Annotated in this window: 17 protein-coding genes; 12 read left to right on the top strand and 5 right to left on the bottom strand. The window is 63.9% G+C overall.

The window, feature by feature from the left end:
- From nuoI to ACFSUD_RS03420, 10 genes are all read left to right on the top strand, one after another.
- Positions 1 to 495, top strand: coding sequence for an NADH-quinone oxidoreductase subunit NuoI (gene nuoI, locus ACFSUD_RS03375; RefSeq protein ID WP_386371471.1), 495 nt, complete (start codon positions 1 to 3; stop codon positions 493 to 495).
- Positions 492 to 911 carry a carboxymuconolactone decarboxylase family protein gene (locus ACFSUD_RS03380; RefSeq protein WP_386371473.1) on the top strand — a complete coding sequence of 140 codons (420 nt, stop codon included), beginning with the start codon at positions 492 to 494 and terminating at the stop codon, positions 909 to 911. The genes nuoI and ACFSUD_RS03380 overlap by 4 nt, the downstream gene beginning before the upstream one ends.
- Positions 908 to 1,510, top strand: a complete 603-nt coding sequence (locus ACFSUD_RS03385) for an NADH-quinone oxidoreductase subunit J (protein WP_386371474.1) — start codon at positions 908 to 910, stop codon at positions 1,508 to 1,510. The genes ACFSUD_RS03380 and ACFSUD_RS03385 overlap by 4 nt, the downstream gene beginning before the upstream one ends.
- A gap of 259 nt (positions 1,511 to 1,769) precedes the next feature.
- Positions 1,770 to 2,075: an NADH-quinone oxidoreductase subunit NuoK gene (gene nuoK / locus ACFSUD_RS03390; protein ID WP_025048953.1), complete on the top strand. Its 306-nt coding sequence runs from the start codon at positions 1,770 to 1,772 to the stop codon at positions 2,073 to 2,075.
- A 4-nt stretch (positions 2,076 to 2,079) separates the two neighbouring features.
- Positions 2,080 to 4,206, top strand: coding sequence for an NADH-quinone oxidoreductase subunit L (gene nuoL / locus ACFSUD_RS03395; RefSeq protein WP_386371476.1), 2,127 nt, complete (start codon positions 2,080 to 2,082; stop codon positions 4,204 to 4,206).
- Positions 4,206 to 5,768 carry an NADH-quinone oxidoreductase subunit M gene (locus ACFSUD_RS03400; RefSeq protein ID WP_386371478.1) on the top strand — a complete coding sequence of 521 codons (1,563 nt, stop codon included), beginning with the start codon at positions 4,206 to 4,208 and terminating at the stop codon, positions 5,766 to 5,768. Before nuoL ends, ACFSUD_RS03400 begins: the two co-directional genes overlap by 1 nt.
- Before the next feature lie 13 nt (positions 5,769 to 5,781).
- Complete coding sequence (gene nuoN / locus ACFSUD_RS03405) at positions 5,782 to 7,224, top strand: NADH-quinone oxidoreductase subunit NuoN (protein WP_386371480.1); 1,443 nt, start codon at positions 5,782 to 5,784, stop codon at positions 7,222 to 7,224.
- A 66-nt stretch (positions 7,225 to 7,290) separates the two neighbouring features.
- Complete coding sequence (locus ACFSUD_RS03410; protein ID WP_386371482.1) at positions 7,291 to 8,025, top strand: biotin--[acetyl-CoA-carboxylase] ligase; 735 nt, start codon at positions 7,291 to 7,293, stop codon at positions 8,023 to 8,025.
- 19 nt (positions 8,026 to 8,044) lie between these two features.
- The gene (locus tag ACFSUD_RS03415) at positions 8,045 to 8,821 is read left to right on the top strand and encodes a type III pantothenate kinase (protein ID WP_386371484.1); all 777 of its coding nucleotides are present in this window, start codon (positions 8,045 to 8,047) and stop codon (positions 8,819 to 8,821) included.
- 1 nt (position 8,822) lies between these two features.
- On the top strand, positions 8,823 to 10,490 hold the full coding sequence (locus ACFSUD_RS03420; RefSeq protein ID WP_386371485.1) for a ribonuclease J: 1,668 nt from the start codon (positions 8,823 to 8,825) through the stop codon (positions 10,488 to 10,490).
- A gap of 8 nt (positions 10,491 to 10,498) precedes the next feature.
- Here ACFSUD_RS03420 and ACFSUD_RS03425 read toward each other — a convergent pair whose 3' ends face one another.
- From ACFSUD_RS03425 to ACFSUD_RS03445, 5 genes are all read right to left on the bottom strand, one after another.
- Entirely contained in the window at positions 10,499 to 11,143 is a 645-nt protein-coding gene (locus ACFSUD_RS03425; protein ID WP_386371487.1) for a hypothetical protein, read from the bottom strand.
- Positions 11,144 to 11,261: 118 nt separating this feature from the next.
- A complete protein-coding gene (locus tag ACFSUD_RS03430) occupies positions 11,262 to 12,845 on the bottom strand; it encodes a DEAD/DEAH box helicase (RefSeq protein WP_386371489.1) in 1,584 nt (527 codons plus the stop codon).
- 125 nt (positions 12,846 to 12,970) lie between these two features.
- Complete coding sequence (locus tag ACFSUD_RS03435; protein ID WP_386371491.1) at positions 12,971 to 13,915, bottom strand: glycosyltransferase family 2 protein; 945 nt, start codon at positions 13,913 to 13,915, stop codon at positions 12,971 to 12,973.
- 67 nt (positions 13,916 to 13,982) lie between these two features.
- Entirely contained in the window at positions 13,983 to 15,590 is a 1,608-nt protein-coding gene (locus ACFSUD_RS03440) for a peptide chain release factor 3 (RefSeq protein WP_386371869.1), read from the bottom strand.
- A gap of 145 nt (positions 15,591 to 15,735) precedes the next feature.
- Positions 15,736 to 16,749, bottom strand: coding sequence for a Hint domain-containing protein (locus tag ACFSUD_RS03445; RefSeq protein ID WP_386371493.1), 1,014 nt, complete (start codon positions 16,747 to 16,749; stop codon positions 15,736 to 15,738).
- 160 nt (positions 16,750 to 16,909) lie between these two features.
- Here ACFSUD_RS03445 and ACFSUD_RS03450 point away from each other — a divergent pair, with 160 nt between their 5' ends.
- Entirely contained in the window at positions 16,910 to 17,689 is a 780-nt protein-coding gene (locus ACFSUD_RS03450) for an SDR family oxidoreductase (protein ID WP_386371495.1), read from the top strand.
- 97 nt (positions 17,690 to 17,786) lie between these two features.
- On the top strand, positions 17,787 to 19,145 hold the full coding sequence (locus ACFSUD_RS03455; RefSeq protein ID WP_386371497.1) for a sodium:proline symporter: 1,359 nt from the start codon (positions 17,787 to 17,789) through the stop codon (positions 19,143 to 19,145).
- Positions 19,146 to 19,165: the final 20 nt, after the last annotated feature.

Consider the following 19,165-nt stretch of genomic DNA (forward strand, 5'->3'; position numbering starts at 1 on the left):
ATGGCACAGATGGATTACACCCGCGCCGCAAAATATTTCCTGCTGTATGATTTCATCATCGGCATGAAGGTCGGTCTGAAATATTTCTTCCGTCCGAAATCGACGATCAACTATCCGCACGAGAAGGGACCGCTGAGCCCGCGTTTCCGTGGCGAGCACGCGCTGCGGCGCTATCCCAACGGCGAAGAGCGCTGCATTGCCTGCAAGCTCTGCGAGGCGGTCTGCCCGGCGCAGGCGATCACCATCGATGCCGAGCCGCGCATTGACGGCAGCCGCCGCACCACGCGCTATGATATCGACATGACCAAATGCATCTATTGCGGTTTCTGCCAGGAAGCCTGCCCGGTGGATGCGATCGTCGAAGGGCCGAACTTCGAATTCAGCACCGAGACCCGCGAAGAGCTGTTCTACGACAAGGCCAAGCTGCTGGCGAACGGCGACCGCTGGGAAGCGGAGATCGCGCGGAACCTCGAGATGGATGCACCCTACCGATGAGCGATCCCAAGAAAACCTTCGAGGGCGCCAACCCTTTCGCTTCGATGATGGAGCAGGCGCAGGAAATGGCGAAGAATTTTCCTGCGATGGAGGCATTCTCGCCCAAGGGGTTCGAGAAGATGATGGGCACGATGCCCAAGGACATGATGGAGATGATGTTCGGCAACACGCTCAACGAGGGCGGGCTCGATGCCCGTACCCGGCTGTTGCTGACGCTTGCCGGACTGACCATGCAGGGCGCGCAGAACGACGTGGCGCTGCGCCAGACCGTGCGCCACGCGCTGGAGGCCGGGGCCACCAAGCAGCATATCGTCGAGACCATCGGGCAGATGTCGGTGTTCGCCGGGATCCCCGCCATGACCCGCGCGCTGGAGCTGGCGCAGGCGGTGCTGGATGACAAGGAAGGTGACCAATGATTGTCTTTTCATTCTACCTCTTCGCGATCTGCGTGATCGCGGGCGGCCTGTTCACGGTCATCAGCCGTAATCCGGTGCATTCGGTGATCTGGCTGATCCTGGCTTTCCTGAGCTCCGCCGGGCTCTTCGTGCTGCTCGGCGCCGAATTCGTCGCCATGCTGCTGATCATCGTCTATGTCGGTGCCGTCGCGGTGCTGTTCCTCTTCGTGGTAATGATGCTCGACGTCGATTTCGCCGAGCTCAAGGCCGAGATGGCCCGTTACATGCCGCTGGCGCTGCTCATCGGGCTGGTGATCCTGATGCAATTCGTCATGGCCTTCGGTGCCTGGGAGAGCAACCTCGCCGCCGAGGGGCTGCGCGCGCAGGTGATCGAGCCGACCCGCTATAATACCGAAGCGCTGGGGCTGATCCTTTATGACGATTACTTCCTGCTCTTCCAGCTTGCCGGGCTGATCCTGCTGGTGGCGATGATCGGGGCAATCGTGCTGACCCTGCGCCACCGGACGGACGTGAAGCGGCAGGACCCTGTCATGCAGATGATGCGTGATCCGAAACTGGCGATGGAGCTGCGCGACGTGAAATCGGGGCAGGGGCTCTAGGACGGGCTTCGAGCAGGATCCCGGCCGGGGTTCCCGGCGGGGAACCGGCTCGGATGCGGCTGAAGTGATCAAGGCGGAAATGCCGCCCTATGGAAGGAAACGGACATGTCGAGAACAACCATCATCGTGCTGGTCGTCGTGCTGATCATCCTGTTCGGCGGCTACAGCTTCATCGGCTGAGCTTCGGACGATCCCGGTGGCATCGGGGCACGACAACGACTAATGAAGGCCCGGAAAGGGCAAGGAACCGAGGGACGACATGATCGGACTTGAACATTATCTGACGGTGGCGGCGACGCTTTTCGTCATCGGCATTTTCGGGCTATTCCTGAACCGCAAGAACGTGATCATCCTGCTGATGAGCATCGAGCTGATGCTGCTGGCGGTGAATATCAACTTCGTGGCTTTCTCCAGTTTCCTCGGCGATCTGGTCGGTCAGGTCTATACCCTGTTCGTGCTGACCGTGGCGGCCGCCGAGGCGGCGATCGGTCTGGCGATCCTGGTCTGTTTCTTCCGCAATCGCGGCACGATCGCGGTCGAAGATGTCAACGTGATGAAGGGCTGAGGCGATGCTCCAGACAATACTCCTGGCGCCGCTTGTCGGCGCGCTGATCTGCGGTTTCACCTGGAAGATCATCGGCGAAAAGCCCGCGATGTGGGTGGCCACCGGGCTGCTGTTCCTCTCCGCGCTGCTGAGCTGGGTCGTGTTCCTCGGCTTTGACGGGCATCTCGCCCAGGTGCAGATCCTGCGCTTCATCGAATCCGGCACGCTTTCCACCGATTGGGCGGTGCGGCTCGACCGGCTGACCGCGATCATGCTGATCGTGATCACAACGGTTTCGAGCCTCGTGCATCTCTATTCCTTCGGCTACATGGCCCATGACGACAATTTCCGCGACGGCGAGAGCTATCGCCCGCGTTTCTTCGCCTATCTGTCGTTCTTCACCTTCGCCATGCTGGCGCTGGTTACGGCGGACAACCTGGTACAGATGTTCTTCGGCTGGGAAGGCGTCGGTGTCGCCTCCTATCTGCTGATCGGTTTCTACTACCGCAAGCCAAGCGCCAATGCGGCCGCGATCAAGGCCTTCGTGGTCAACCGTGTCGGCGATTTCGCTTTCCTGCTCGGTATCTTCGGTCTCTATTTCCTGACGGATTCGATCCGCTTTGACGATATTTTCGCCGCGGTGCCGGAGCTGGCGGAAACCTCCGTGCGGTTCCTCTGGACCGACTGGAACGCCGCCAATCTGATCGCCTTCCTGCTGTTCATCGGCGCGATGGGCAAATCGGCGCAGCTGTTCCTGCACACCTGGCTGCCCGACGCGATGGAAGGTCCGACCCCGGTCTCGGCACTGATCCATGCCGCGACCATGGTGACCGCGGGCGTGTTCCTCGTCTGCCGCATGTCGCCGCTGATGGAATTCGCGCCCGAGGCGATGGCCTTCGTGACCTTCATCGGTGCCACGACCGCCTTCTTCGCCGCGACCGTGGGTCTGGTGCAGACCGACATCAAGCGTGTCATCGCCTATTCGACCTGTTCGCAGCTCGGCTACATGTTCGTGGCGGCGGGCGTGGGCATGTATTCGGCGGCGATGTTCCACCTGTTCACGCACGCTTTCTTCAAGGCGATGCTGTTCCTCGGGGCCGGGTCGGTGATCCATGCCATGCATCACGAGCAGGACATGACCATGTATGGTGGCCTGCGCAAGAAGATCCCCTATACGTTCTGGGCGATGATGATCGGCACGCTGGCCATTACCGGGGTCGGGATTCCGCTCACCCATATCGGTTTCGCCGGTTTCCTCAGCAAGGACGCGATCATCGAGAGCGCCTGGGGCGGCGGGTCTATGTACGGGTTCTGGCTGCTGGTGATCGCGGCGGCGATGACCTCCTTCTATTCCTGGCGGCTGATCTTCCTGACATTCTTCGGCACGCCGCGCGGTCCGCGCCATACCAATGCCCATGCGCATGAGAGCCCGCTGACCATGCTGATCCCACTCGGTGTGCTGGCGCTCGGCGCGGTGTTCTCCGGGATGCTCTGGTACGGCAGCTTCTTCGGCCATACCGAGGATATCGCCGAGTTCTACGGCATTCCGCTGGCCGGTGAGACCGCGGCGCATGCCGCGGAAGAAGGCGCCGCCCATGACGGCGACGTGGTGGCGAGTGACGGTGATCATGGCGTCGATGCGGTGATCGAGGGTCACCAGGATGCAGCCGGACATCACGCCAGCTTCGGCGGTGCGCCGGGCGAGGGCGCGCTTTACTTCGGCGCGGAGAACCATGTGCTCGACGCGGCTCACGAAGCGCCGGTCTGGGTCAAGGTGAGCCCCTTCGTGGCGATGCTGCTGGGCCTGTTGCTGGCGGTGCAGTTCTACATCGTCAATCCGAGCCTGCCGGGACGGTTGGCGGCTAACCAGCGGCCTCTCTACCTGTTCCTGAAAAACAAATGGTATTTTGACGAGATCTACGACGTGATATTTGTGACCCCCGCCAAGGCGATCGGCCGGTTCCTGTGGAAACGCGGCGACGGCAATGTGATCGACGGCACGCTCAACGGTGTCGCCATGGGCATCATTCCCTTCTTCACCCGTCTCGCGGGCCGGGCACAATCGGGCTATATCTTCACCTACGCCTTCGCGATGGTGATCGGGATCGCCGTGCTCGTCACCTGGATGACCTTCAGCGGAGGGGCAAACTGATGGACCACCACCTGCTTTCCATCGTCACCTTTATGCCCGCCTTCGCGGCGCTGATCCTCGCCGTTTTCCTGCGCGGCGACGATGCGGCCGCCGGGCGCAATGCCAAGTGGCTGGCGATGATCACCACCACGGTGACCTTCCTGATCTCGCTGTTCATCCTGTTCGATTTCGACCCGAACAACACCGGCTTCCAGTTCGTCGACGAGGCCGACTGGCTGCTCGGGCTGCAATACCGGCTCGGCGTGGACGGGATTTCGATCCTCTTCGTCATGCTGACCACGTTCATGATGCCGCTGGTGATCGCGGCGTCCTGGGACGTGACCCACCGCGTCAAGGAATACATGATCGCCTTCCTGCTGCTGGAAACGCTGATGCTCGGCGTGTTCATGGCGCTCGACCTGGTGCTGTTCTACCTGTTCTTCGAGGCCGGACTGATCCCGATGTTCCTGATCATCGGGATCTGGGGCGGGGCGAACCGGATCTATGCGAGCTTCAAGTTCTTCCTCTACACCTTCCTCGGCTCGGTGCTGATGCTGGTGGCGATGGTGGCGATGTTTGCCGAGGCTGGGACCACCTGTATCGGCGGCTGTGAAGTCAGCCTGCTGACCCACAATTTCGGCTCCGAAAGCTTCGAGCTGCTTGGCATCCAGATCGTCGGCGGCATGCAGACGCTGCTTTTCATCGCCTTTTTCGCAAGCTTCGCGGTCAAGATGCCGATGTGGCCGGTCCATACCTGGCTGCCCGACGCACACGTTCAGGCGCCCACCGCGGGATCGGTGGTGCTGGCGGCAATCCTGCTCAAGATGGGCGGCTACGGCTTCCTGCGCTTCTCGCTGCCGATGTTCCCGGTTGGATCCGAGGTGATGACTCCGCTGGTGCTGTGGCTCTCGGCCATTGCCATCGTCTATACCTCGCTGGTCGCACTCGTGCAGGAAGACATGAAGAAGCTGATCGCCTATTCCTCGGTCGCGCATATGGGTTTCGTGACGATGGGGATCTTCGCGGCCAACCAGCAGGGCGTGGACGGGGCGATCTTCCAGATGATCAGCCATGGCTTCATCTCGGGTGCGCTGTTCCTCTGCGTCGGGGTGATCTATGACCGGATGCACACCCGCGACATCGATGCCTATGGCGGTCTGGTGAACCGGATGCCCGCCTATGCGATGATCTTCATGCTGTTCACCATGGCCAATGTCGGCCTGCCCGGCACCTCCGGCTTCGTCGGGGAATTCCTGACGCTGATGGGCACGTTCCAGGTCAATACCTGGGTGGCGCTGGTGGCGACCTCCGGGGTGATCTTCTCGGCGGCCTATGCGCTCTGGCTCTATCGCCGCGTGGTCATGGGCGACCTGATCAAGGAAAGCCTGCGCGCCATCACCGACATGAACCGCCGCGAGCGCTGGATCTTCGCGCCGCTGGTGGCGATGACCCTGCTGCTCGGCGTCTATCCGGCGCTGGTGCTCGACATGATCGGCCCGTCGGTGGCGGCGCTCGTGGAAAATTACGATATCGCGCTCGAGGCGGCCAGCACGGCCCTGCAGACCGCCGAAGCGTCACACTAGGAAGGATAGCGCGATGATCTCCGCTGATCTCAACATCATCCTGCCCGAAATCCTGCTGGCGGTCTTTGCCATGCTGGCTCTGCTGGGCGCGGTCTATACCAGCAAGGACGAGACCGGCGGACTGCTGGTCTGGCTCACCGCCGCGATCATGGTGGTGCTCGCCGCCTGGATCGGACTGACGGGGGAGGGCACACGCGTCGCCTTCAACGGCATGTTCATCGAGGATGGTTTTGCCCGGTTCGCCAAGGTGACGATCCTCCTTTCGGCAGCCTCGGTGCTGGTCATGTCCGAAGGTTACATGAAAAGCCGCGGGCTGTTGCGTTTCGAATATCCGGTGCTGGTGGCCCTGTCGGCCGTCGGCATGATGATGATGGTCAGCGCCGGTGACTTGATGGCGCTCTACATGGGGCTCGAACTGCAGTCGCTGGCGCTCTATGTCGTCGCCTCGCTGCGCCGCGACTCAGCGAAATCGACCGAGGCCGGGATGAAGTACTTCGTGCTCGGCGCTCTGTCCTCCGGCCTGCTGCTCTATGGTGCGTCGCTGGTCTATGGCTATGCAGGCACCACGCTGTTCAGTGGCATCATCACCACCGCGCAGAGCGGTCAGACCTCGCTCGGCCTGCTGTTCGGGCTGGTGTTCCTGATCTCCGGCCTCGCCTTCAAGGTTTCCGCCGTGCCCTTTCACATGTGGACCCCGGACGTCTATGAGGGTTCGCCGACCCCGGTCACCGCCTTCTTCGCCACCGCGCCCAAGATGGCCGCGATGGCGCTCTTTGCGCGGCTGCTGCATGACGCTTTCGGCGCCGCGGTCAGCGAATGGAGCCAGATCGTCGCGTTGCTCTCGCTGCTGTCGATGTTCCTCGGCTCGGTCGCCGCCATCGGACAGAACAACATCAAGCGGCTGATGGCCTATTCCTCGATCGCCCATATGGGCTATGCGATGATGGGGCTGGCGGCAGGCACAGCGCTCGGTGTGCAGGCGATGCTGGTCTATATGGCGATTTACGTGACCATGAACATCGGCACCTTCGCGTTCATCCTGATGATGCAGAAGGATGGCGCGCCGGTGACGGACATCACTTCGCTGAACATGTACTCCAAGCGCAATCCCGGCCGCGCGCTGGCGATGCTCGTGCTGCTCTTTTCGCTGGCGGGCGTGCCGCCGATGCTGGGCTTCTTCGGCAAGCTCTACGTGCTGCGCGCCGCCTATGACGGCGGGCTGGTCTGGCTGGCTGTTGCCGGGGTGATCGCCTCGGTGATCGGCGCCTATTACTACCTGCGCATTGTCTTCCTGATGTATTTCGGCGAGGAAAGCTCCGAACAGCTCGACAATCAGCGCGGCGGCCTGCTCGGCGGTTTCCTGACCGCTGCGGCACTGGTCATGGTGCTCGGCATCGTCAACATGTTCGGTGTCGAAGGGGCGGCGGCCTCGGCGGCGGCGATGCTGGTGAACTGAGACATTGCGCAGCGTTCGGCCTGATGAACAACGCGGCATGACACCCGTGAACGGCGTCCCGCGGCCATGAGCCTCTGGCCGGATGGATATGATCGGCGGGTCTTTGACACGCTCGATTCCACCCTGTCCGAGGCCGCGCGCATGGCTCCGACCCTGGCCGGTCCGACCTGGATCCTGGCGCTTGAGCAAAGCGCCGCGCGCGGCCGCCGCGGCCGCGCCTGGGCCACGCCGCGCGGCAATTTCGCCGCCACCCTGATCATGCAACGCAGAGAGCCGCCCGCGGAAGCGGCGCTGCGCTCTTTCGTGACCTCTCTGGCCCTCTGGCGCAGTTTCGTGGCGCTCAGCGGGCGCGAGGAGGCTTTCGCGCTGAAATGGCCCAATGACGTGCTGCTGCGCGGGGGCAAGGTCGCCGGGATCCTGCTGGAAAGCGTCGGCGATCATCTGGCCATCGGCATCGGCGTCAACCTCGCCACCGCCCCGGACCCGGCGACGCTGGAACCCGGCGCTGTTCCGCCGGTCACGCTGAAACAGGTGCTGGGGATCAATGTCACGCCGCAGGATTTTCTGGACCTGCTGGCCGGTCACTACGCGACCCTCGAAAGCCAGTTCCAGACCCAGGGTTTCGCCGCGATCCGCCGTGACTGGCTCTCCCATGCGGCGCGCCTCGGCGAGGTGATCACCGCGCGCAGCATGCGCAGCGAGACAACCGGCGTGTTCGAGACCGTCGATGAACGTGGTAATCTGATCCTACGCGGCGCCGGGGGCCCGGTCGCCATCACGGCAGCGGATGTGTTTTTCTGAGCAAGCAAGGAGGCCGGAGATGCTTCTGGCAGTCGACTGCGGCAATACCAATACCGTGTTCTCGATCTGGGACGGAGAGAGCTTCATCGCCACCTGGCGCACCGCGACCGAATGGCAGCGCACGGCGGATCAATATTATGTCTGGCTGAGCACCCTGATGCGGCTGCAGGAGATCGAGGCAGATATCACCGACATGATCATCAGCTCGACCGTGCCGCGCGTGGTCTTCAACCTGCGGGTGCTGGCCGATCGCTATTTCCACACGCGCCCCCTCGTGGTCGGCAAGCCGGAATGCCGTCTCCCCGTCGATGTGCGGGTCGATGCCGGCACCGCCGTCGGCCCGGACCGGCTGGTGAATACCGTGGCTGGGTATGACCTGCACGGCGGCAATCTCGTGATCGTCGATTTCGGCACCGCGACCACTTTCGATGTCGTGGCGGCGGACGGGGCCTATATCGGGGGGGTCATCGCGCCGGGGGTGAATCTCAGTCTCGAGGCGCTACATAACGCGGCGGCGGCGCTGCCGCATGTCGATATCTCGCAACCGCAGGCGGTTATCGGCACAAATACCGTGGCCTGTATGCAATCGGGGGTGTTTTGGGGTTATATCGGGCTGGTACGTGAGATATGCGCTCGGATAAAGGCGGAACGCGGCACCGAGATGCGCGTCATCGCCACGGGCGGGCTGGCCCCGCTGTTTCAACAGGCGGTCGACCTGTTCGATGATTACCATGATGACCTGACAATGCACGGCCTGACCGTGATTCACGATTTCAACAAGGAAAAAGCTGAATAATATGAGCAGCGAAAGATTGATCTATCTGCCCCTCGGCGGGGCAGGGGAAATTGGCATGAACGCCTATGTCTACGGCTATGGCAAGCCCGGCAAGGAACGGCTGATCGTGGTCGACCTCGGTGTCGCCTTTCCCGACATGGACACTAGCCCCGGGGTGGACCTGATCCTGCCCGACATCAGCTGGCTGAAGAAGCGCCGCGACCGGATCGAGGCGATCTTCATCACCCATGCCCACGAGGACCATATCGGCGCGATCGCCCATAGCTACGAGGCACTGCAAGCGCCGATCTATGCGCGCCGCTTCACCGCCAATCTGGCGCGCCGCAAGATGAGCGAGCATGGACATCCCGAGGATGCCGTGACCACCGTCGGCGCCTGGCCCGAGCAGGTGACCGCCGGTCCCTTCACCGTCGGCTTCATGCCGATTTCCCATTCGATCCCTGAATCCTCCTCCATGGTGATCGACAGTCCCGAGGGCCGGGTGATCCATTCCGGCGATTTCAAGATCGACCTGACCCCGGGTGTGGGCGAGGCATTCGACCCGGCGCTCTGGGCCGATGTCTGCAAGGATGGCATCAAGGCGCTGGTCTGTGACAGTACCAACGTGTTCTCGCCGCTGCCCGGCCGCTCCGAAGCGACGCTCGGTCCGGAGATCGAAAAGCTGGTGAGTGCCGCCGAGGGCATGGTCGTGGCCACCACCTTCGCCTCCAACGTGGCACGGGTGAAGACCCTGGCCGTTGCGGCGGACAAGGCCGGGCGCTCCGTAGTGCTGCTCGGGCGGGCGATGAAGCGCATGGTCGAGGCGGCGGTCGAGACCGGGGTGATGAAGGATTTCCCGAAGGTCGTGAGCCCCGAGGAAGCGCGCGGCATTCCGCGGGAAAACCTGATGCTGCTGGTCACCGGCAGCCAGGGCGAGCGCCGTGCCGCATCGGCGCAGCTGGCGCGCGGCAAGTATCAGGGGATCGAGATGAAACCGGGCGATCTGTTCCTGTTCTCGTCCAAGACCATCCCCGGCAACGAACGCGGCGTGATCCGCATCATCAACCAGTTCTCCGAGATGGGCGTCGATGTCGTCGATGATTCCTCCGGTCTCTATCATGTCTCGGGCCATGCCAACCGGCCCGACCTCGAGACCTTGCACGACGTCGTGAAGCCGCAGGTGCTGATCCCGATGCACGGCGAACACCGCCATCTGCGCGAACATGTGAAGCTCGCCGAAGCCAAGGGAATCACCGGGGTGCTGGCGGTCGACGGCATGATGATCGATCTCAGCAGCAAGACGCCGACGGTCGCCGAATATGTCGATACGGGCCGGACCTATCTCGACGGGTCGGTAAAGATCGGTGCGCTCGACGGGGTTGTCCGCGACCGGATCCGTCTGGCGCTGAACGGTCATGCCACGGTGACGCTGGTGCTCGACGATCAGGACGAGCCGCTTGGCGAGCCCTGGGTCGATCTCATGGGGCTGCCCGAGAAAGGCCGCAGCAATGCGACGCTCGTCGATGTGCTGGAAGCCGATCTCGGCCAGTGGCTGAACCGGCAGGGCGCCAAGACCCTGCGCGACGAGGACAAGCTCAACGAGGGGCTGAAGCGGACCCTGCGCCAGTCGGCGCAGGACGAGATCGGCAAGAAGCCGGAAGTCACGGTGGTGGTCAGCCGCCTGAGCTGACCACTAGCCTAGCCGTCGCTGCACATGTAGACCGCGCCGCCCACCGCCACCACGCTGACGCCGACGGCGGCCAGGGCGGCGGGGGTGGAGAGCGCGGTCATCAGCGTCGCCCCGGCGGCGCTGAGGCTGGTGCTGAGCGAGCTGGCGGTGCCTGACAGGATCAGCGCACCCGACTTATGCGCCACGGCCCGCAGATTCTCGGGGTTCGTGGCGCTTTGCAGTGTGCTGCGGGTCAGATCCCTGGTAATCTCGGCAGTTTCCTCGGCGGTGGTATTCACCCGCTCGCAGATCGTCTTCTTGCACATTCCCCGGTAGTTGCGGTTGCCCGGCACCAGAAAATAGCCCTGTTCGGCGTTGGAGGTCAGGCAATATCCGTCGATCTCCTCGGTCGGGATCGTCGTCGCGAGATAATCGTAAAGCACGCCGCTGTCACAGGCTGGGGGGATTCCCCAGGTCTTGTTCCAGCGCCGCGATGGCCAGTTACGCAACTTTTCCCGGCGCTTGACCTCATCGGCGAAAGTGGCGAACCGGTCTTCTTCGACCACGACTTCGCTGCCGTTGACCATCGCGCGGCAGCGTTCGCTCTGCGCCGTTTCCTCGGCCAGGGCCGGGCCGGGGGTGAGAAGCATCAACATCATCAAGAGGCGAAACATGGGGGATGTCCTGTCAGATCGTTACCTGTTGCAGGACGATCTAGCGCGTCGGGCGCGGCAGGAAAAACCTTTCGCGCGGGCACCGTGATGCCCGAGCGATTACTTGCCTAGATCCCGTTCAATCGGCCTGACGATCCGCGAAGCTGAGTTCGATGAAGGTCGGCGTGTGATCGCCGAGCCCGACCACCGGCTTGCCGCCCCGGTCGTTGCGATCGGAGCCGCGGCCACGACCGCCGCGCATGCGCTGCTCGTCGCGGGCAGGGGGGGGCGGGGTCTTCTCCGACTGGCGCTCCGCCGGTGTCCTTCGGCCGGAGGACGCTTCCCGGGCGGGTTTGTCCCGTGTCTTCTCCTGATCCGCCCGGGCCTCTTGCCGGGCGTTGGCATCGTCGGCAGTTTCGCTCTCGACAGAGCCGTTCTCCGGTGTTGTTGCGGCGTCGCTCCGGGCCTCGTCTGCGACAGCGTCGGACTTCCGGCTGCGGCTGCGCGTACGGCGCGGCTTGCTCTGACCCTCTTCGCCCGACTTCTCCGGCTTCGCTTCCGGCCCCGCGTCATCGCCGAGCGGGTTGTCGAGACGCGGGATTTGCCGCTGCACCAGCCGCTCGACATCGGCGAGGTTTTTCTCGTCGCGCGGGACGCAGATCATGATCGCCTTGCCATCGCGCCCGGCCCGGCCGGTGCGGCCGATGCGGTGTACGTAATCCTCGGCATGGCTCGGCACGTCGAAGTTGAAGACATGGCTGACGCTCGGCACGTCAAGCCCGCGTGCCGCCACGTCCGAGGCAACGAGGAAGCGCAGCTCGCCGTTGCGGAAGCCTTCGAGCGTACGGGTCCGCTGGCTCTGGTCCAGGTCACCATGGATCGGGGCGGCGTCATAACCGTATTTTTTCAGCGACTTGGCGACCACATCGACATCCATCTTGCGGTTGCAGAAGATGATCGCGTTGCTGCATTTCTCGCCTTCGGCGTCGATGAGCTTGCGCAGCACCTTGCGCTTCTCGCTGGCTTCGCGGTCCTTGCGCGAGGCCTGGAACATCACAACGCCCTGGGTGATATTCTCGCCGGTGGTGGCCTGACGCGCGACCTCGATCCGCTCGGGATTGCTGAGGAACGTATTGGTGATCCGCTCGATCTCCGGCGCCATGGTGGCAGAGAAGAACAGCGTCTGACGGGTGAAGGGGGTCAGCCCGAAGATCCGTTCGATATCGGGAATGAACCCCATATCGAGCATCCGGTCGGCCTCGTCCACGACCATCACCTTGACGTCCGAGAGGATCAGCTTGCCGCGCTCGAAATGATCGAGCAGGCGGCCCGGCGTGGCGATTAGCACGTCAACGCCCTTGTCGATCAGCGTATCCTGTTCCTTGAACGACACGCCGCCGATCAGCAGCGCCTTGGTGAGTTTGAGATGTTTGGTGTAGGTGTCGAAGTTTTCCGCCACCTGCGCGGCCAGTTCCCGGGTCGGGCAGAGCACCAGGCTGCGCGGCATCCGCGCCCGGGCGCGGCCCCGCGCCAGCGCGGTGATCATCGGCAGCACGAAGCTGGCGGTCTTGCCGGTGCCGGTCTGGGCAATGCCGAGCACGTCGCGCCCTTGCAGGGCCGCGGGAATGGCCCCCGCCTGGATCGGGGTGGGGGTTTCGTAGCCCGCTTCCGCAATCGCTTTCAATACCTTGGGATTCAGGTTCAGATCAGAAAATTTGGTCATGTGTGTCCGTTCGTAGCGGACATCGACTTGGCCCGCGGCAGCGATACGTGGCGGCCCGCATGGCCCTGAAGGCGACCTAAGGTCGCGGCACGTTGAGCACGCCATAGCAAGAAGTGCGGGAATGGTCAAACAGATGCGAACTCAGAGGCTTGGTCGGGGAAATGTCGGGCGAGCGAGGCCGCGAGGGCCAGATCGGCCTGCCGATAGAGCCCGTGACGTTCGAGCCGGGCGCGCAATGCGGGCCGGTCGGTGCAGACTTCCTCGAAAAAATGCTGCAGCCCGCAATCGCCCTCTTCGGCCTCCAGATGCGACAGGAGCTGATGCAGGCTCAGCCCGCCGGTCCGGTCAGGATCCCCCAATTCGGCGCGATAGGAGCCTTTGGCGAGGCGATAGCGAAAGGCGGCGGCGAAATGGTCCCAATCATCGGCGTGATGATGGGCCAGCGCGATCTCGTCATGCTGCTCGGGGCCGGGGATCATTTCATCCCCCTGAAAGCCATTGTGGATCTGCAGGCGGACATCGGGCAGGCCGCTGCGCAGGAACACCTTGCCTGCCAGATGGCTGAGAAAACCGCCGGTCAGGTAACGTCCATAGGTCGGATAGATTTCCTCCACCAGCAGGCGGCGGCGCGGTCCATTGGGGATGAAGGCCTTGTAGCTGCCCGCGCCACCGACAAGTGATTCCATCGGGCGGATTCGTACGAGTCGCTGCGAGGCGGGGATGTCGGCGAGGCAATCGCCGACCAGGCGCTGACACACGAGGAACTCATCGACATCCATGTGGATGAGCCAATCGACTTCGGCGCGGCGGTGATAGGCATGGGTGGCGTTGAGGCTCTGGCGCACCTGATGTTTGCGCGGACGCCTGCCGCAGAGCCGCTGCCAATGCAGCGCGTCGCATTCCATCACCCTGATCTTCGGATGGGCCTTCAGTGCCGCGAGAGCCTCGAGGTTGGGCGCGTCAAGATAGAGATAAAGCCGCTGCGCCCCGGCCTCGAGGTGATGCGCGGCGAACCGCAGGATATCATGCGTCGGGGCGAGGATCGTGGCGCAGAGGCCCCAGGTGGTCATCTTGGTCGGGCTCCGGCCGGGTCGCGACCCAGCATCGCCGTGCGCGGGCGAAGGTCAAGCCCGCGCGTCAGACCATCATTTCCTTGGTCGCGGTCAGCCGCACCTCGGGATAATCGCGCTCGACCCGGTCGATATCCCATTGCAGCCGCGTCAGATAGACGATGTCGCCATCATGGTCATAGGCGATATGCTGCTTGTTGGTGTCGATGAATTTCTCGACCGCCGGTCTCGCGCCGTTGACCCAGCGCGCCGATGCGAATTGCGAAGGCTCAAACCGTACCGGCAGCCCGTATTCCAGCTCGATCCGGCTGGCCAGCACCTCGAATTGCAGCTGCCCGACCACACCGACGACGAAGCCCGAGCCGATCGACGGCTTGAAGACCTTGGCGGCGCCTTCCTCGGCGAATTGCATCAGCGCCTTTTCCAGATGTTTGGACTTTAGCGGATCGCCGGCGCGCACGCCCTGCAGCAGTTCCGGCGCGAAGGAGGGAATGCCGGTCACCCGTATCGCCTCGCCCTCGGTCAGCGTGTCACCGATGCGCAGCTGGCCGTGGTTCGGGATGCCGATGATATCCCCGGCCCAGGCCTCCTCGGCCAGCTCGCGGTCCGAGGCGAGGAACATCACCGGGTTGGTGATCGACATCGGCTTGCGGGTGCGCACATGGGTCAGTTTCATGCCGCGCTGGAAATGCCCGGAGGCGAGCCGCACGAAGGCGACCCGGTCGCGGTGCTTAGGGTCCATGTTGGCCTGCACCTTGAAGACGAAGCCCGCCACCTTGTTTTCCTCGGGCAGGATCTGGCGCGGCTCGGCGGACTGGATCTGCGGCTCGGGACCGAACCTTGCGATCCCCTCCATCAGCTCCTTGACCCCGAAGGAATTGATCGCCGAACCGAACCAGATCGGCGTCAGGGAGCCCTCGGCCATCAGCTCGATGTCGAGCGGCGGCATCAGCTCGCGGACCATCTCGAGATCCTCGCGCAGCTTCTCGAGCAGCTGGGGCGGGACATGTTCGGCAAGCTTCGGATCGTCGAGCCCGTTGATCTCGATGCTTTCGGCGACCTTGTTGCGGTCGGCGCGGTCCATCAACTCGAGCCGGTCGCGCAGGATGTCATAACAGCCGAGGAAATCGCGCCCGACCCCGATGGGCCAGGAGGCCGGGGTGACGTCGATGGCGAGGTTCTGCTGGATTTCGTCGATGATCTCGAAGACATCGCGGCTCTCGCGGTCCATCTTGTTACAGAAGGTCAGGATCGGCAGGTCGCGCATCCGGCAGACCTCGAACAGCTTCTGGGTCTGGCTTTCCACTCCCTTTGCCCCGTCGATCACCATCACCGCGGCATCCACCGCCGTCAGGGTGCGATAGGTGTCTTCGGAGAAATCGCTGTGCCCGGGCGTGTCGACGAGGTTGAAGCGATACTCCCTGAAATCGAAGGACATCGCCGAGGCCGAGACGGAAATGCCGCGGTCCTTTTCCATCGCCATGAAATCGGATCGGGTGCGCCGCGCCTCGCCCTTGGCGCGTACCTGTCCGGCCATCTGGATCGCCCCGCCGAAAAGCAGGAACTTCTCGGTCAGGGTGGTCTTGCCCGCATCGGGATGCGAGATGATCGCGAAAGTGCGGCGGCGCGCGATTTCGGCGGGCAGATCGGGGCGGTTCTTGGCATTGTCCAACATGAGGGGCATATATCCGCGCCTGTTGGGCGGCGCAAGCGCGGCTGACGGGCGCCGCGTCAAGCGACGGGGGCGTGCAACGCGGGCAGGGGAAACGGGGGCCAGCCCCCGGACCCCCGGAGTATTTTCGGCATAAAGAAACGGGCGCTCAGCGGCGGCTGGCGCGGCGCAGGAGGTCGGCGGCGTCGGGACGGTCGAGCAGATGTGGATCGACATCGAGCCCGGCATGGGGCTGATCGGAATGGCCGGGGATCAGCCTGCCCATCCGCGCCGAAAGATCCGCGGGCAGGAGCGCGCGGGTGCGCGGGTCGATCAGCATCGATTCAGCGGCGATGCCCTCGGCATAGATGATCTGGTGACCGTCAAAGAGCAGCTGGAAGTAATCCACGAATCCGCCGTCCTGCACGGTGATATCCTCGCCGTTGACCAGGTGGCGGGCCTTGACCAGCAATTCCGGGCGCCCGGCGCCGAGCGCGTCTTCGCGCTGGTAGATGAACAGCCGGTGATCGGGGCTGACGATCAGGTCGTTCTCGTTGTTGAGCGTGCCCGCGCGGATCCGGATCGGGGCGAAATCGCCGACCGCGCGCAGGGTGGTCTGGCCGATCCAGCGGATCTCCTGCACCCCGTCGTCGCGGGTCAGAAGCCGGTCGCCCACCTGCAGGGTCTCGATCAGGCGCTGTTCGCCGGATCCCATGGTGATCGCGGTGCCGCGGGTGAAGGAGACGCAGGCGACCTCGCCGAACCTGCGCCGTGCGGCGCGCGCATCGATGCCCACCAGTCGGTATTCGGTCTGGCTGCGCAGATGGGTGAGCGGCAGCAGGTAGGTCTGCAGGGCATGGCCCGCGTCATCGAGCTCGACCAGCAGCAGTGCCTCGTTGATCTGCCCGTCCGGTGACATGAAGGTGAGCGCGCTGTCCAGATGCAGCCGGGCCCCCGGCGTGCCGTGACCGGTATCCTCGGCGATGCGAAAATGATCGGCATCGGGAGAGAGCAGCGACAGGCGCCGCATCCGGGCATCGCCCGCCCTTTCATAGACGTCATCGAGCACCAGCTCGGCGGCGAAGGACAGGCTGTCGCCCATATTGGCCCCGTCCGTGGCGATGAAGTCGGCCGCCAGGTAGACCGGGAGGTTCTGGGCCGGGGCGGGGCGGAAGGCGGTCATGTGGGGCTCCGTGAGGGTCGTTCGTCGGTTTTAGCGGATCGATAATGCAGGATTATGGCGCCATCTGGGCGCAGGCCGAGGCGGCGCGATATTAACCGGGTGCTGGTCTTGGCGCGCACACATGCTAGATCTTCGGCGAATGACAAGGGGGAATCATCCGATGGATCTGGGAATCAAGGGCAGGACCGCGCTGGTCTGTGCCGCATCGAAAGGGCTGGGGCTGGGCTGCGCCGAGGCACTGGCCGCGGCCGGGGTCAACCTCGTGATGAACGCGCGCGGTACCGAGGCGCTGGAGGCATCGGCCGAACATATCCGTCAGGAATACGCGGTCGAGGTGATCACCGTGGCGGCGGATGTGGCCAGCGAAGACGGGCAGAAACTGCTGATCGAGACTGCCGGAGAGGTCGATATCCTGGTCAACAACGCCGGCGGCCCGCCGCCGGGGACCTGGCAGGATTGGCAGCGCGAGGATTTCATCAAGGCGCTCGATGCGAATATGCTGGCGCCGATCGCATTGATGAGGGCGCTGGTGCCGGGGATGATGGAGCGCGGCTGGGGGCGGGTGGTCAATATCACCTCGCAATCCGTGCGCGCGCCGATCGCCGTGCTCGGCCTGTCCAACTGCGCCCGTGCGGGGCTCACCGGCTACGTGGCGGGCACCGCGCGTCAGGTGGCGGGCAAGGGGGTGACGATCAACAACCTGCTGCCCGGCATCCACGCCACCGATCGCGCTGATTCGCTCGATGCCGCTGTGGTCAACGCCAAGGGTGTGACGCTGGAAGAGGCCCGCGCCGAGCGCGCTGCCGGTATTCCCGCCGGGCGTTATGGCACGCGCTCCGAGTTTGGCGCGGCCTGCGCTTTCCTGTGCTCGCAATATGCCGGGTTCATCGTCGGGCAGAACCTGCTGATCGATGGCGGGGCCACCAATATCACCATCTGACCCACGCCCCGCTCGCGGGCGGTCACAACTTCGTTGAGCCCGTGGCGGGGCCGCATCCCTGTCCCTAGCCTGTCCCGAACCGGACAAGGGGACAGGGATGCAGGCCATTATTCTGATCGGCGTTTTCGCCGCAATCGTCATCGCGAGCTTGCTCGCGGCGCCGCGCCGCGCCAGTGTCGAGGGGTTCTTTGGCGGGGCCGGGCACGACGGCAGCGCACCGGGATTGTGGGTGCTGGTGCTGAGCCAGGTAACCACCTGGATCTTCGCCCGCAGCCTGATGAACGCGGCCATTCTGGGCTATTATTACGGCTTTGTCGGCACGCTGGCCTATGCGGCCTATTACCTCTCCTTCCTGACCGGCGGTTTCATCGTCGCGCATTTGCGCGCCAATGGTGCGCGTTCGGTGCAGGACTGGCTCGGCGCGCGTTTCGGCACGGTAGGAAGCGGGTGTTACAATATCGTTGTGGGCTTGCGTCTGCTGTCGGAGGTCTTTGCCAATCTGCTGGTGGTCGGGCTGATCTTCGAGGCGCTGCTGCCGGGCAGTGGCAGGCTGGCGATCCTCGCGGTGGCGATCATCGGGCTGGCCTATTCCGCCTGGGGCGGGCTCTCGGCGGCGCTGCGGACCGATGTGTTGCAGATGCTGGTGTTTCTGCTGGTCTTCGGGGCCGCCTTTGTGGCGTTGATCGCCGCGCCGGGCTTCGATCTGCGGGCGGTGCTGACCGCGCCGGGGGCAGCGGGGCCTTACAACGGTTGGATCTTGCTGGCGGTGGCGCTGTTGCAGGTGTTTTCCTATCCGGCGCATGATCCGGTGATGATGGACCGCGGCTTTCTCGCCGATCCGGCGCGGACGCGCGCCTCGTTCCACCATGCCTTCTGGATCTCGACCCTCTGCATTCTCGGTTTCGGGTTGTTCGGCATTCAGGCGAGCCTGACCGGGGCGGGTTTCGAGGGCGAGCTGATCGGTACATGGGGTCTGATGTTCCCGCCCTGGCTGTTTCTCGCGCTGATGGTCTCGCTTCTGGTCTCGGCGCTCAGCACGCTGGATTCCGCGCTGGCCTCGTCGGCGCGGCTGATGGTCGAGGAACTGGCGCTGGCGCCGCGCACGCTCAATGGCGGGCGGGTGGTCATGGTACTGTTCATGACGATCGGCGGCGCCTTGACGCTCTGGGGCAACGCGACGCTGTTCGATGCGGTTGCCGTCTCGGGCACGGCGTCAATGTTTCTCACCCCGGTGTTGCTAGTCGGGCTGATCTTGGGGCGCGCGGTGCCGCTCTGGTCCTATCTGCTGGCCTTCGCAGCGGCGATAATCGGCGCGCTGACCTATCTGGGTCGCGACTGGGAGCTGTTCGCTGCGCTGCTGCCTCAGGGCCATAAATATGAGCAATTGCTGGTGATCTGCATCGCGGTGCTTTGCATCGGTTTCGCGGCGGTGCTTGCGGGCGCGCGGCGGGGCTGATAGCTGCTTTCCGAGTTATT

The organism is Sulfitobacter aestuarii (assembly GCF_042685005.1).
Classification (GTDB): domain Bacteria; phylum Pseudomonadota; class Alphaproteobacteria; order Rhodobacterales; family Rhodobacteraceae; genus Sulfitobacter; species Sulfitobacter aestuarii.